The sequence below is a fragment of the Amycolatopsis sp. NPDC047767 genome, assembly GCF_040704195.1.
In the GTDB taxonomy this organism is placed as follows: domain Bacteria; phylum Actinomycetota; class Actinomycetes; order Mycobacteriales; family Pseudonocardiaceae; genus Amycolatopsis.
The window spans coordinates 57,033-71,472 of record NZ_JBEYSJ010000020.1 but is presented as its reverse complement, the minus strand read 5'-3'; the positions used below and the strand labels follow the sequence as shown (position 1 = coordinate 71,472).

11 protein-coding genes are annotated in these 14,440 nt (G+C 70.7%); 9 read left to right on the top strand and 2 right to left on the bottom strand.

Annotated features, from left to right (window positions below; genetic code table 11):
- Nucleotides 1–112: 112 nt before the first annotated feature.
- On the top strand, nt 113–613 hold the full coding sequence (def, locus tag AB0878_RS30945) for a peptide deformylase (RefSeq protein ID WP_366583749.1): 501 nt from the start codon (nt 113–115) through the stop codon (nt 611–613).
- A 467-nt stretch (nt 614–1,080) separates the two neighbouring features.
- Here the strand turns inward: def and AB0878_RS30940 are convergent, their stop codons facing one another.
- Nucleotides 1,081–2,076, bottom strand: a complete 996-nt coding sequence (locus tag AB0878_RS30940; protein WP_366583748.1) for a hypothetical protein — start codon at nt 2,074–2,076, stop codon at nt 1,081–1,083.
- 200 nt (nt 2,077–2,276) lie between these two features.
- On the opposite strand from AB0878_RS30940, the gene AB0878_RS30935 reads away from it, so the two are divergent.
- From AB0878_RS30935 to AB0878_RS30900, 8 genes are all read left to right on the top strand, one after another.
- On the top strand, nt 2,277–3,071 hold the full coding sequence (locus AB0878_RS30935; RefSeq protein WP_366583747.1) for an IclR family transcriptional regulator: 795 nt from the start codon (nt 2,277–2,279) through the stop codon (nt 3,069–3,071).
- 134 nt (nt 3,072–3,205) lie between these two features.
- Entirely contained in the window at nt 3,206–3,808 is a 603-nt protein-coding gene (locus AB0878_RS30930; RefSeq protein ID WP_366583746.1) for a hypothetical protein, read from the top strand.
- A gap of 19 nt (nt 3,809–3,827) precedes the next feature.
- The gene (locus AB0878_RS30925) at nt 3,828–4,805 is read left to right on the top strand and encodes an amidohydrolase family protein (RefSeq protein ID WP_366583745.1); all 978 of its coding nucleotides are present in this window, start codon (nt 3,828–3,830) and stop codon (nt 4,803–4,805) included.
- A gap of 171 nt (nt 4,806–4,976) precedes the next feature.
- A complete protein-coding gene (locus AB0878_RS30920) occupies nt 4,977–5,942 on the top strand; it encodes an ABC transporter ATP-binding protein (protein ID WP_366583744.1) in 966 nt (321 codons plus the stop codon).
- A complete protein-coding gene (locus tag AB0878_RS30915; RefSeq protein ID WP_366583743.1) occupies nt 5,939–7,297 on the top strand; it encodes an ABC transporter permease in 1,359 nt (452 codons plus the stop codon). Before AB0878_RS30920 ends, AB0878_RS30915 begins: the two co-directional genes overlap by 4 nt.
- Nucleotides 7,298–7,301: 4 nt before the next feature.
- On the top strand, nt 7,302–10,055 hold the full coding sequence (locus tag AB0878_RS30910; protein ID WP_366583742.1) for an alkaline phosphatase family protein: 2,754 nt from the start codon (nt 7,302–7,304) through the stop codon (nt 10,053–10,055).
- 132 nt (nt 10,056–10,187) lie between these two features.
- Complete coding sequence (locus AB0878_RS30905; protein WP_366583741.1) at nt 10,188–11,543, top strand: carboxylesterase family protein; 1,356 nt, start codon at nt 10,188–10,190, stop codon at nt 11,541–11,543.
- 56 nt (nt 11,544–11,599) lie between these two features.
- Complete coding sequence (locus AB0878_RS30900; protein WP_366583740.1) at nt 11,600–13,297, top strand: FAD-dependent oxidoreductase; 1,698 nt, start codon at nt 11,600–11,602, stop codon at nt 13,295–13,297.
- 9 nt (nt 13,298–13,306) lie between these two features.
- On the opposite strand, the gene AB0878_RS30895 is transcribed toward AB0878_RS30900, so the two are convergent.
- Nucleotides 13,307–14,422, bottom strand: a complete 1,116-nt coding sequence (locus AB0878_RS30895; RefSeq protein WP_366583739.1) for a VOC family protein — start codon at nt 14,420–14,422, stop codon at nt 13,307–13,309.
- Between the last annotated feature and the right edge of the window lie 18 nt (nt 14,423–14,440).

Here is a 14,440-nt window from a genome sequence, read left to right as displayed (position 1 = left end):
GAAGGACCTCGGACCGAGGGGCTGACCAGCCGTGAGTGCCGGGTGGGGGTGGGGCGGGGCGGTGGTCATTAGACTTCAGCGGGATAGTCGGTGGGAAGAAGGACGTTCGATCATGGCGATGCGCGCTCTGCGCTACTTCGGGGACCCGGTGCTCAAGACGGTGTGTGATCCCGTGACGACTTTCGACAAGAAGGTCGAGGCGCTGGTCACGGACCTCATGGATTCGGTGAAGCCGGACGGGCGTGCGGGGTTGGCGGCGCCGCAGATCGGGGTCGGGCTGAGGGTGTTCAGTTACGACGTGGGCGGGCTGACGGGCTACGTGATCAACCCCGAGATCGTCTCGCTGTCGGAGGAGACGCACGAGATCGACGAGGGCTGCCTGTCGGTGCCGGAGCTGTGGTTCCCGACCGTGCGGGCCAAGCACGCGGTGGTGCGGGGTGTTGACCTGCGCAACGAGCCCATCGAGGTCGAAGGCGTCGACGTGCTGGCGCAGTGCCTGCAGCACGAGACCGACCACCTGGACGGCATGCTCTACCTGGAACGCCTGACGCCAGAGCGCAAGAAGCAGGCGCTCAAGCAGGCGCGGGGCAAGGACTGGTTCTGGAACCGCTGAGCACGGTCGAAATGCGCGGAAAAGCTTTCCGCGCGCATGAAGTGCCGGCGTTGTTCATGCTCTTGAATCTCGCGCGCGGAATAGTCCGGTGAAATGGGGGGCGGGCAGCGCCGGAGCACGGTAGTCCTCGGTCGCGGTGAAATCCTCGGTCGAGCGCCGCAGGTTCGGGAGCGAGGAAAGCCGGCCTCGCTGCCGATGCCGGGGCGGTGCTGATGGCGGCGCCGCGAGGGGGCTGTTGGGATCGGCCCGACCATCGAGCAACTCGCCCGGCTACCGCACCACAGACACCTGCACCACCACCCACACCTGACCACGCCGGAGAAGCAGCCCCGAGCCAGCGCGCCCGGCTTCCGCGCCGTGGGCCCCTGGACCGCCGCCCACGCCTGATCTCGGGGAGAAGCGGCCCGAGAACCCGCTTCCCCCACAACCGAAACCTCACCGGCACCAGTCCGGATCGCCCGCCGTCATCAGTGTTCGACTGCCTTCTGCGAGAGCGCGGCGAGTGTTGCGTCGTCGGTGAAGGAGCCGTCCCAGACGGCGGTCGCGCGGATGATCAGGCCGCGTGCGTCGAGTTCGAGGGCGGTGACGCCGTGGGGTACGGGGCCGCGAGAGGTCCACTCGAAGCCGCCGCCGAGTGGGCCGCCCAGGGTGTGGCGCACGGCCGAGCCCGGGCCGGCGTACGGGAGCAGGTCGCGGGCCGAGGTCAGGAAGCGCGTGATCGCGGCGGGGCCCACGAGGTGCAGGTGCGCCGTGACGTCCTCGAACACCGCGTCCTCCGCGAAGAACTGCTGCGGCGACGCGCCGGTGGCCAGTGCGCCCGCGAGACCGGCGACGGCGCGGCGCATCACCGGGGCGGCCGTCTCGCCGACGGTCCCCTCCTTGAAGTCCGCGGGGAACGGCTCGCGCTTGCCGCGCACGTAGTCGATGCCGACGTGGCGGCCGTCCCAGTAGTCGACCCAGCGCGCGATCTTGCCGCCCTGCAGGTTGACCACGCCGGTCGCGCGGATCTCGCCGGGCGCGAAGAGGCCCGGTGTGTTCGAGAAGAAGACGATGGCGCTGCGGTCGTCGCCGAGGATGCGCGTGGCGTAGGACTTCCCGTCGGCGGGCCACTTCGGCATGTTCTTCGCGAAGAGATCGTGCAGCGACTGCCACGACGGCCAGATCTCCCCGGTCACCGCGTCGAGGTAGTTCATCTGCGCGCGGTTGACCTGCGCCATCGTCTGTTCGGGTTGCTTCCCGGTCTTGGCGAGGAAGTACGCGCTCAGCACCCGCGAAACGCCGGGCGTCGCGTGCGAGGTGTCGATGACCGTGCCGATGCCCGAAACCTGACGCACACCCGAGCCATACGCCCGCGAAGCCGCACTCGCGGTCGCTGCCGGCAGCACCGTCGCGACGGCCGCCGCGGCCCCGGTGATCGCGGCACCCTTCAGCAACGCCCGGCGACCCAGATTCCGCTCGTTCACCACTACCTCCTCGCGAGGCCGCCCGCGCGGCCCGCCTCTTTCGATCAGTGTCATTCACTTATCTGCATCGAGTTTACGGAAAGTGGACGAGTTGTCGAGGCGCGCCCGGGAAGCACCGCCGTACGCAAGGGCAGACCGCGGCTCGCCGAGGCGGATCACCCCGCCGGATCCGGCGCCGGACCGGCCGTATAGTCCAGAACGTGGCAGCCCGGGAACCCGAAGACGACCGCCAGGGCATCCAGTCGGTCGAGATCGCGATGACGGTCGTGCGCGCCCTCGAGCAGGGCCCGGGCCCCATGAGCCTCAAGCAGGTCGCCGAGGCGAGCGGGATGGCGCCGAGCAAGGTGCACCGCTACCTGGTCAGCCTGTCGCGCGAAGGCCTGGTCGCGCAGTCGCCGAACTCCGGGCGCTACGACCTCGGCCCCGCGCTGCGCCGCCTCGGCATGGAAGCACTGCGGCGCATGGACGAGGTCGAGGTCGTCTCCGAACACCTGCCGGGCCTGCGCGACCGCACCGGCCACTCCGTGAACCTCGCCGTGTGGGGCGACCACGGGCCGGTCATCGTCGGCTGGCACTACGGCGCCCACGTGCTGCCGATCACCGTGCGGGTCGGGGCGATCCTGCCGCTGCTGTCCACGTCGGTCGGCCGCGTTTTCCTGGCCCACCTGCCGGAGACGATCACCGCCCCCGTCCTGCGCGGCGACTTCGACCCCGGTTCGGCACCCGAAATCCCTTCGCCGGCCCAGGTCACGCGCATCATCCGCGACGTCCGCCGCTCCGGCGCCGCGGTGACCACGGACGCCATGATCCCCGGCGTCACCACGGTCGCCGCGCCCGTGTTCTCCGAGGCCACGCCGCTGCCGCTGGCCGTCGCGCTCGCGATGCCCGTCGGCCACGCCGGCCCGGAGCAGGTCGCGAGCGCCACCGAGGAACTGCTGCGCACGACAACCGCCGCGTCGGTGGAGCTCGGCGGACGCGGCCCCGCCGCCGGCTGACACCCGGCTCGAACCCTCAGCCACACCACCGGAAAGCCAGGCCGGCCCTGGTCCCTTCGCGCCCGCCCCTGGACACGATCATCCACTTTTCGTAAACTCGCTGCACATAAGTGAACGAGCCGAAGGAGACTCCCGTGTCCACGAGCATCGTCGCTCCCCGGCCCGAGCGCGCCGCCCCGCGCGGCCTCACCGATCTGCGCCCGGACCGCGAGTGGTTCCGCTGGTCGGGGCGCCACCCCATCGGCGCCTTGCTGGTCACCGCGTTCGTCGCGACGCAGATGGCCACCACCGCCGGCTACTTCATGCCCGCCATCGGGCTGCCGGAGCTGCCGTGGCCGTTGCACAACGGGCACGTCGCCGCACCGGCGACTCCCGAGGGCACGGCCGCCTCGTACTTCGCCGGGCAGTTCATGCACTACTTCAACGGGATCGCGTTCGTGTTCGTCTTCGCGCTGCTCGCGTACCCGAAGCTGCCCTTCCGTGCCACGAACACCGGGAACCTGCTGAAAGCGCTTACCTTCTGCACCGTCCTCGCGCTCGTGGCCGCGGGCCTGCTCGCGCCACTGATCTACCGGCCGGGCACCGGGCTCGGGTTCTTCTCGTTCGGGCACGGCTGGAAGTTCCCGTTCGCGATCCTCGTGTGGCACCTGTTCTTCGGCGTCCACATCGCCGCGCTGCACAACCCTGCGCGGGTCAGGCAGATCCAGCTCGAAGACGCCCAGCGCGACCAGGACTGATCCGGAAAGGACTTCCACTGTGGACGGCAAGATCGCCCTCGAAGAACACTTCGCCACCGAGGAGACGCTCGGCGACTCCGAGCCCTACGCTCCCCTGGCGCTGTGGCCCACCCTGCGCGCCCGCCTGCTCGACGTCGACGGCCGGCGGCTGCGGCTGATGGACGCCCACGGCATCGAGCTGATGCTGCTGTCGCTCAACTCCCCTGCGGTGCAAGGGATCCCGGACGCGGTGAAGGCCGCCGAGCTCGCCCGCCGCGCCAACGACACCCTCGCCGAGCACGTCGCCGCGCGGCCCGACCGGTTCCGCGGGTTCGCCGCGCTGCCCCTGCAGGACCCGGACCTCGCGACGGCCGAGCTGCGCCGCGCGGTCACGGACCTCGGATTCGTCGGCGCACTCGTGAACAGCTTCACCGAGCTCGACGACGCCGGCACCGTCACCTACTACGACACCCCCGAGTACGACCCGTTCTGGGCCGAGGTCGAACGCCTCGGCGTGCCGTTCTACCTGCACCCGCGCAACCCGCTGCCGCAGGACGCCCGCGTGTACGCCGGCCACGAGTGGCTGCTCGGCCCGGCCTGGGCGTTCGGCCAGCAGACGGCCGTGCACGCGCTGCGCCTGGCCGCGTCGGGGTTGTTCGATCGCCATCCCGGTGTCACGATCATTCTCGGCCACCTCGGCGAAGGGCTTCCTTACTCCCTTTGGCGGATCGACCATCACAACAAATGGACCAACGCCGAGCTCCCCTATCCCGCGAAACGGCCGATCACCGAATACTTCACCGAGCACTTCCACGTGACGACCTCCGGCAATTTCCGCTCCCAGTCCGTGCTCGCCGCGATGTCGGAACTGAGCGCCGACCGCGTGCTCTTCTCCACCGACTGGCCGTTCGAAAACGTCGACCACGCGGCCGGCTGGTTCGACTCCGCACCCCTGAACGAGCCCGACCGCCGCAAGATCGGCAGGGACAACGCGCGAGCCCTGTTCCGACTCCCTTAATGCAAGCCGACGGTTAACTCAAGGCAAGATCACGATTTAATCCGGACAATCCACGAGTACAACTTGCTTCGTCCGAGCCCCGTTTCCCGATAGTTCACCCGGCACCGGTTCGAGATTAATTTACCGTCCCTAAGTTCCTGACGCACGTTTCACGACGAAAGCAAAGGGACCATGGACACACCTGCGGCAGTCCGGGCTCGGGGAATCACCAAAAGTTTCGGCGAAGTGATCGCACTCGACGAAATCGATCTCGACATCGCCCCGGGGCAGATCCACGGCGTGGCCGGGCCGAACGGCGCGGGCAAAACCACGCTGCTGGGACTGTTCCTGGGCCTCGCCGTCGCGGACGAGGGCCGGCTGGAGATCCTCGGCTCGCCCGTCGGGCGGACCCTGGACGCGCCCGGCGGCGTCGCCGGGTTCGTCGACGGCCCCGGCCTCTACCCCTCGCTCACCGCGCGCAAGAACCTCGCCGCGCTGGCCGCCCTGCGCGGCGGCGACACCCGCGCGGCCGACCTCGACGACGCGCTCGCCCAGGTCGGGCTCACCGACGTCGCCGACGACCGCGTGCGCGGGTTCTCCCTCGGCATGCGCCAGCGGCTCGGCCTCGCCGCCGCACTGCTCACCCGCCCGCGCCTGCTCGTGCTCGACGAGCCCGCCAACGGCCTCGACCCCTCCGGCAAGAAGCACGTGCACGGGGTCCTCACGCGCCTCGCGGCCGAAGGCGCCACCGTCGTGCTGTCCAGCCACCGCATGGACGACCTCGAAGCGCTGTGCTCGGAGGTCACGATCATCGCGACGGGCCGCGTCGTCTTCACCGGCCCGCTGGGCAAGCTCTCGTCGGAGAGCCAGGAGCTCGACTACCGGCTCATGACCTCCGATCGCGAGGCCGCGCGCAAGCTCGCCCTCGAAACCTCCGGCATCCGGCTCGGCGACGAGTCCGGAAAGGACAGTGGCGTCCTCGTCGTGCGTGCGCTCGTCCCCGCCCTCGACGAGCTCGTGGTGCGCCTCGTCCGCGACGGCGTGGCCATTCGCGAGCTCGCCCCCGTGGTTTCGCCGCTCGAAGCCGCGTTCCTCGCCCTGACCGAAACCGAGGCCGCGCCCGAAACCGGGGCCCGGCAGCAGGAGTCCGCCCGATGACCGCGACCCTCACCGAACCCGAAGCAGCGCCCGTCCGCCCCGCCTCCGTGGCCCGCGGCTACCGCTTCGAGCTCGTCAAACTCGTCTCCCAGTGGCGCGTTCGCCTGCTGGTGCTCGCCTGCTGGATCGCCCCGGCGCTGTTCGTCGCCGCCGTGAGCCAGCAGAGCGACCTGCCGGTGGACACCGTCTTCGGCCGCTGGATGAACGCCACCGGCTGGGCCGGCTCGCTCGTGATGCTCGGCTTCGCCGGCAGTTACGCGCTTCCGCTGCTCACGTCGGTGGTCGCCGGTGACGTGTTCGCGTCCGAGGACCGGCTCGGCACCTGGCGCCACCTGCTGGTGGCGGTCCGGTCGTACCGGCGGATCTTCGTGGCCAAGGCGCTGGCCAGCCTCACCGTGATCTTCGTGCTCGTGGCCGGGATGGCGATCTCCAGTGCGGTCGGCGGTGTCATCGGCGCCGGCAGCCGGCAGCTGGTCGGGCTCGACGGGCACCTCCTTTCGCCCGGCTCCGCCGCCGCCACCGTGTTGCTCGCCTGGGTGTGCGCGCTGGCGCCGACGCTCGCGCTGGCCGCGGTCGGGCTGCTGGGGTCGGTCGCGCTGGGCCGGTCGCCGATGGGCCTGCTGCTGCCCGCCGTCGTCGCGCTCGCGATGGCGGTCGTGCAGCTGCTGCCCCTGCCCGTGGCCCTGCGCCTCGCGCTGCCGACCTACACGTTCATCGCGTGGGAAGGCCTGTTCACCAGCCCCGCCCAGGCCGGGCCGTTGCTGATCAGCATCCTCGTCTGTCTGGTGTGGACGGTCGTGGCGACCTCGCTGGCCTACCTGCTGTTCCTGCGCCGCGACTTCACCAACCTGAGCTACGACGGTTCGGCCCGGCGCACGATCACCGCCGGCGCGCTGCCGCTGGTCGGGCTGATCGTGGTCGCCTTCGCGGTGATCGCCGTGGCCACGCCGTCACTCGGCTCCGGCGTCACGCAGGACAAGGTGCAGCAGTCGCTCTCGACGACGTTCGCCCACCTCTACCGGCTGCAGACCGACGAACTGCACCGCCCCGCCGTCACCGAAGCGCAGCTCGGCGTCACGTCGGTCTGCCAGAAGGGCGGCGGCCTGGTCGCCCAGGAAGGCCCCGGCAACGACTGGCGGTGCGTCGTCTCGTGGCATCTCCCCGACGTCGAAGCGACTGGTCAGGCCATCTACCAGCTCGACGTCACCTCAGACGGGCGGTTCGTCGCCGACGGCGACGGACCGAAGGAAGTGAACGGTTACTTCCAGGTGCGGACCCCGATCGGGGACCAACCCAACCCGCTGTGGCAGTTCGACGCCAGCGTCGAACTGCTGTCCTCCACCCCGAAGGGATGACCCCATGCAGGTAACACGCCGCCGCAGGCGTGGTGGGAGAGCCGCGTCCGGCTCTTCCGATGCCGGCAGAGCGCGGAAGATCCGCCTCGCCACCGCCGGCACTGCCACTCTCGCTCTGGTCGTGACGGGCTCCGGCATCGGCACCGCGTCGACGCAGGAGTTCGGCAAGCAGCACGTCGGCGAGAACACCAAGGACGGGCTGGTCGTCTCGAGCGACCAGTATCTCGACCCGATCGGTGACCGGCTGGTCGTGAACGACGGCAAGATCATGGCGTCGTCGATCAGCCCGGACGGCACGCACCTCGCCGCGCTGACCACCGACGGCGACGCCGCGCTGACGATCGTGGACCTCAAGAGCTACAAGGTCCAGCAGCTGATCGGCACCTCGGCGAAGGTGAACCTCAAGATCGCCGGCAACGACGTCGGCCAGGAAGGCCCGTCGTACTCCCCCGACGGCAAGTTCCTGTGGCTCGCCCAGACCGACGGCTACACCAAGTTCTCGGTGAACGCCGACGGCTCGCTCGCGAACCCCGTCTCGATCAAGATCCCCGCCGACGGACCCAAGCACGCGCTGGTCGCCCAGGCGGTGTTCTCGCCTGACGGCGCCGTCGCGTACGCCGCGGTGAACGGGCAGAACCGCGTGGTCGCCATCAACGCGTCGACCGGCGCCGTCCAGCAGAGCTGGAACACCGGCATCGCGCCGCGCGACCTCGTGCTCGTGGGCAAGAAGCTCTACGTCAGCAACGAGGGCGGCCGCCTGCCTCGCCCCGGTGAGACGACGATCAACTCCTACAACACCCAGGTGCCGGCCGACCCGTTCACGGGTGCCTCCACCACGGGTACGGTCTCGGTGATCAACACCGCGAAGCCGGCCGCCGCTGTGGGGACCATCAACGTCGGGCTGCACCCGACCGCGGTGTACGCCAGCAACGGCACGGTGTTCGTCGCGAACACGTCCAGCAACAACGTGTCCGTGATCGACTCGGGCAAGGACAAGGTCATCCAGACCATCGCGACCCAGCCGTGGCCCGAGGCCACGGTCGGGTACGAGCCCGACGGCATCACGCTCACCAAGGACGGCCACCTGCTGGTGACGCTCGGCCGCGCCAACGCGATCGCCGTCTACAAGTACTCCAGCCCCAAGGAGCCGGCCAGCTACATCGGCCTGCTGCCCACGGACTACTTCCCGACCGCGATCGCCACGGTGGGCAAGGACATCGTCGTGTCCAACACCCGCGGCATCGACGCCCAGCGCCCGACCACGGCCGCCGGGCACGGCACGCACGACACGACGGCCAGCGTGCAGCGCTTCCAGCTGCCCGACGACCGCACGATCAAGTCGTACACGCCGAAGGTGTTCAAGCAAAACGGCTGGACGGACAAGTCCGTCCTCGTGTCGAACGGCAAGAACAAGAAGCCGGTTCCCGTGCCCGCGCGCCTCGGCGACCCGTCGCCGATCAAGCACGTGTTCCTGCTCGTGAAGGAGAACCGGACCTACGACCAGGTCTTCGGTGACCTGCCGCAGGGCAACGGCGACGCCGCGCTGGCGCAGTTCGGCGAGAACGTGACGCCGAACCAGCACGCGCTGGCGCAGCAGTTCGGGTTGTACGACAACACGTACGACATCGGCACGAACTCCGCCGAGGGCCACAACTGGCTCATGCAGGCCGACGACCCGGAGTACACCGAGTCCTCGGCCGGCGAGTACCTGCGCAGCTACGACACCGAGGACGACGTGCTGGGCCACCAGGCCTCCGGCACGCTGTGGTCGGGCGCGGAGGCCGCGGGCAACACCGTCCGCGACTTCGGCGAGTTCCAGCAGTTCCTGACCAAGCCGTCGGGCGCGTCGTGGCAGAACCTGTACTGCGACAGCAAGAACATGGCCGCGACGGGTGAGCCCAGCGCCTACCCGCTCGTGTCGTCGTCGCCGATCCCGTCGCTCAACGACGTGTCGGTGCACGGCTTCCCGAAGTTCGACACCAGCGTGCCGGACGTGTACCGGGAGCAGATCTGGCAGCAGGACTTCGAGAAGAACGGTCCCGCGAACCTGAACATGTTCTGGCTGTCCAGTGACCACACCGGTGGTCCCGCGAACGCCGCCGCCCAGGTCGCGGACAACGACCTCGCCGTGGGCAAGATCGTCGACACGATCTCGCACAGCCAGTACTGGAAGGACTCCGCGATCTTCGTGGTCGAGGACGACTCCCAGGCCGGGCTGGACCACGTCGACGGGCACCGGGCGCCGATCCAGATCATCAGCCCGTACGCCCAGCACGGGGCCGTGGACAGCACGTACTACTCGCAGATCACGATGGTTCGCACGATCGAGCAGATCCTCGGGATCCAGCCGATGAACCAGAAGGACAGCGCGGCCACCCCGATGGCGAGTGCCTTCACGGACAAGCCGAACCTGGCGCCGTTCAACGCGGTGGCGAACCGCACGTCGCTCACGGGCGGCCTCGCGACGCAGCCGTCGTGCGGTCCGGACGTGGTGGCTCCGCAGTTCGCCTCCGTCCAGCCCGACACCGCGGTGCCGGCGGACAAGCAGCAGGTCGCTTCGCAGTGGTCGGCCTGGCAGAAGAACCAGCGCCTGACCGGTCCGAACGCGACGGCGGACTACGCGAACCCCGCGCAGATGAACCGCTTCACGTGGTACCAGACGCACGGGTTCAAGACCCCGTACCCCGGTGAGAACAAGGTGTTCGCTCCGGACCAGGTGCCGGGTGCGTACATCCCGTCGGCCGAGTCGGACGGCTGAGTTTCCGGTTGAGTGACACGGGCCCCCGGCCGGCTTCCCGCCGGCCGGGGCTTCGTGCTTTCGGGACAGGAATCCCTGGCGATTCGGGCAGCCGCGCCCCGGTGCGGGCCCGGCGCTGGTAACGATGGGGAGATGACCGGTCCCGTCGTCACCACCCCGTACGGCCGGGTGCGGGGCAGCGTGCGCGAAGGCGTCACGCGGTTCCTCGGCATCCCTTACGCGGCCGCGCCGTTCGGCGAAGCCCGGTTCCGGGCGCCGCGCCCGCCCGAGGCGTGGGACGGCGTGCGGGACGCGCTCGAGTTCGGGCCGACCGCGCCTTCGGCGCCGTTGCCGGGTTCGTTCCTGGCGGAGCCGGTGGTCGAGGGGCCGGACTGCCTCAACCTCAACGTGTGGACACCCGACCCGTCCACGGCGGGCCTGCCGGTGCTGGTGTGGCTGCACGGCGGCTCGAACGTCACCGGCTCGTCGGCGATGCCGATCTACGACGGAGCGGCGTTCGCGCGGCGCGGGGTCGTGTTCGTGTCGGTGAACTTCCGGCTGGGCGCGGAAGGCTTCGCGCTGCTGCCGGACGCGGTCGCGAACCGCGCTCTGCTCGACCAGGTCGCGGCGCTGGAGTGGGTGCGCGCCGGGATCGCGGCGTTCGGCGGGGACCCGGACGCGGTGACGTTGTTCGGCACGTCGGCGGGCGCGGGTGCGACGCTCGCGCACGTAGCGATGGACCGTGGTTTGTTCCGGCGGGCGATCGTGCAGAGCGCCAACGCGCGGGCCGCGCTTTCCGCGTCCGACGCGCTTCTGGTCACCGGCGAGATCGCGCGCGCCGCCGGCGTGGAGCCGACGGCGGCGGGGTTCGCGCGCGTTGCCCCGGAGAAGCTCGCCGCGCTGTCGACGGCGGCCGTCACGGACCTCACGGCCGACCTCGACCCCGCGCGCTGGGGCGCGACGACCGTGGCCGCCGCGCAGCCGTTCCTGCCGGTCGTGGACGGGGAGGTGCTGGCCGAACCGCCGTTCGACGTGGTGCTGCGCGGAGGCGGGGTGGATCTCTTGATCGGCACCAACGCCGACGAACTGCTGGCGCTGGCCGGCACGTCGCTTCCGGACGGTGTCTCGCATTCCGACGTGACGGAGTTGCTGGGGCGCCTGGGTCTTGCGGTCGAGGCCGTTGCCGAAGGGACCACGCCGGTCGAGCTTTACGCCGACGTGCTGACCGATGCGCTGTTCCGCCGTCCGGCCTCGGAGATCGCGCGAGCGCGGGCGGCGTTCGTGTACGAGTTCGCGTGGCCCTCGCCGTTGCCCGGGGTGGGTGCGGCGCACGGGCTGGAGCTGGGGTTCGTGTTCGGCAACCTCGGGTTGTCCGCGCTGGAAGGGCCGACGCCGCCGCGCGAGCTGGCCGATCGGGTGCAGGCGGCGTGGGTGGCCTTCGCCGCGACCGGTGACCCGGGGTGGCCGCGGCACAGCGAGGACGGCGGGGTGTTCGTGTTCCGGGCCTGACGGCCTTGAAAAACCACGCGTTCGCCTCCGTGTGGATCGCCGTTACTGTCGGATGCATGTCCGACGCCGTGCTTCTCGCCGTCGACGAGAACGCGGAATCGCTGCGTGACGTCGAACGGGAATTGCGCGAGCGCTACGCGCGCCACTACCGCATCGTGAGCCTTGCTTCGGCGCAGGAAGCGTTGGCGCTGCTCGAAGAACTCGCCGCGGACGGTGAAGACGTCGCGCTCGTGCTGGCCGGTCAATGGCTTTCCGGGACGACGGGCGGCGAATTGCTGGCCCAGGCGCGCCGGCTGCACCCGCACGCGAAACGCGGGCTGCTGATCGCGTGGGGCGAATGGGGAGACCGCGCGACGGGTGAGGCGATCTTCGACGCGATCGCGCGCGGGCACATCGACCACTACGTGCTCAGGCCGCTGGCCGCACCGGACGAGGTTTTCCACCACGCGATCTCGAACCTGCTGCTCGAATGGACCGAGGTGCGGCGCACGTCGCCGTACACGATCCACGTGGTCGGCAACTCCTGGTCGGGCCGGGCCTACCAGCTGCGGGAGGTCCTCGGGCGGTGCGCGATCCCGCACTCGTTCTCCCTGGCCGACTCGAATGAAGGCCGCGCCCGCATCGCCCAGGCCGGGCCGGGCGAGCTCCCGATCGTCGTCTTCCCCGACGGCACGGTCCTGCGCAACCCGACCGACGCCGACATCGCCGTGGCCTCGGGGGCGCCGGTCAACCCGGACCGCATGGAGTTCGACCTCGTGATCGTCGGCGCCGGGCCGGCCGGGCTGTCGGCGGCCATGTACGGCGCGTCGGAAGGGTTCGGCACGCTGGTCGTCGACGAGGGCGGTCTCGGCGGCCAGGCGACGTCCAGCTCGCTGATCCGCAACTACCTCGGTTTCCCGCGCGGCGTCAGCGGCCGCCGGCTGGCGCAGCAGGCGTACGACCAGTCGTGGGTGTTCGGGGCGAAGTTCGTGTTCATGCAGCGGGCGGCCGAGCTGCGGCGCGACGACGAGCTCGCGATCACGCTGTCCAACGGCACGCAGGTGCGCTCGCGCGCGGTGCTGCTCGCGCTGGGCGCCACCTACCACCGGCTGGGCGTGCCGGAGCTGGAGGCGTTGAACGGGGCCGGCGTCTACTACGGCGGCCCGGCTTCCGAGGCGCCCGGTGTCGCCGACCGCGAGGTCTTCGTCGTCGGCGGCGGGAACTCGGCCGGCCAGGCCGCGCTGTACCTGGCGCGGTTCGCCAAGCAGGTCACGCTCCTGGTCCGCGGCCGGTCGCTGGGGGCGGGCATGTCGCACTACCTGGCCCGGGAGATCGAGGCCACGCCAGGGCTGCGGGTGCGGGTCGCCACCGAGATCGTCGGCGGAGGGGGCACCGGGTGGCTGGAGCAGCTCGTGCTTCGCGACCGGCGGACCGAACGCGAGGAGACCGTGGCCGCGGACGGGTTGTTCGTCATGATCGGGGCGCACCCGCACACGGACTGGCTGCCCCCGGAAGTCGAACGCGACGACCGCGGCTTCATCGTGACCGGCGCTGACCTCCGTGCCTGGCCGCTCTCGCGGGACCCGCTGCCGCTCGAGACGAGCCTGCCCGGCGTGTTCGCGGCGGGCGACGTGCGGCACGCTTCGGTAAAGCGGGTGGCTTCGGCGGTGGGCGAGGGTTCGGTCGCGATCCAGCTGCTGCACCGGATGTTCGCGGCCGAAGCGCTGCGGCCGCGCGGGCGGCCGCAGGAACCGGCGGAGCCCGTCGGGCGGTGAGGGCTGTTTTCAAGCTTGCCTGTGGGCGAACTCGTTGCCCTCGGGATCTTGCCTGGGGGACAACGGATCCGCACCCGCAGCCAGTTCGAGCCGCAGACGGTTGCGGCCGCGCTTGGTGTCGGTAGAACTGAGGAACTCGATCGCCGGGCCCCGGCGGGACGGACTGCGCACGCCGACGATCTGCGGACCCTGATCGGCCGTGATCGGCCAGCCGATGAGCTCCGACCAGAACTCCGCCAGCCGCGCGGGTTCTCTCGTGTCGACGACCAGCGCCGCGAGCGCCCCCGAGCCGTCGTACTCCGGCCGCGGCTCGAGGACGCAGAACTCGTTGCCCTCGGGGTCGGCGAGGACCACCCAGGGGACGTCACCCTGGCCCAGGTCCAGGTGCCGCGCGCCCAACGACAGGGCTCGCTCGATGACCTCGCGCTGGTGCTCCGGGGTGCGGCTCGCCAGGTCGAGGTGGAGGCGGTTCTTGTGCACCTTGGGCTCCGCCTCGGGGACGAACACGAGGTCGAACTCGCACCCGTCCTCGGCGGGCGGCCGCACGGTCGGCGCAGCGAGGCCCTGCGCGGGACTGCTCCCCGCCCGGTGCTGCCCGCCGGCCAGGATCGGTGGTGGGTCGGCAACGTCGCTTTGGTCGCCGGGTCGGGCTTCTGGTTGCCCAGCACGACTGTCCCGCCCAGCGCTGACGGCGGCCGCCGCGGAAGGCGGCCGGTCCGCCGCAGGCCCCGGCAGCAAGGCATCCGGCTCGACTTCCACGCCGGGCAAGCCCGGCGCCTCACCGACGCCGAGCGACTGTCCCTCGGCCGCGGCGGAAGCCAACCCACCGACCGAACGGCCCGGCAGCACCGTCGCAGCACCCGTACCGCCGGCGGCCGATTCGACATCTGCGTCGATCGCCGCGTCTTGTTGCTCCGCGAACCTGTCCGGCCCCGCACCAACAACCGCCTCGGACGACGCGGGAGCAGCGGGTGTGCGGACGGCCGGAGGTCCAGCCGGCGCGGGCGCAGCAGCCGCACCCTCGTCGGTCGGCTCGGTGAGGTGCCAGTCGAGCAGCGCGGCCCAGAAGCGGGCCAGCTCCTGGGGCCGCGCGGCGTCGAGGGTGAGGGCGGACGGCGTCGTCATGAGGGCGAAGGTAGCGGG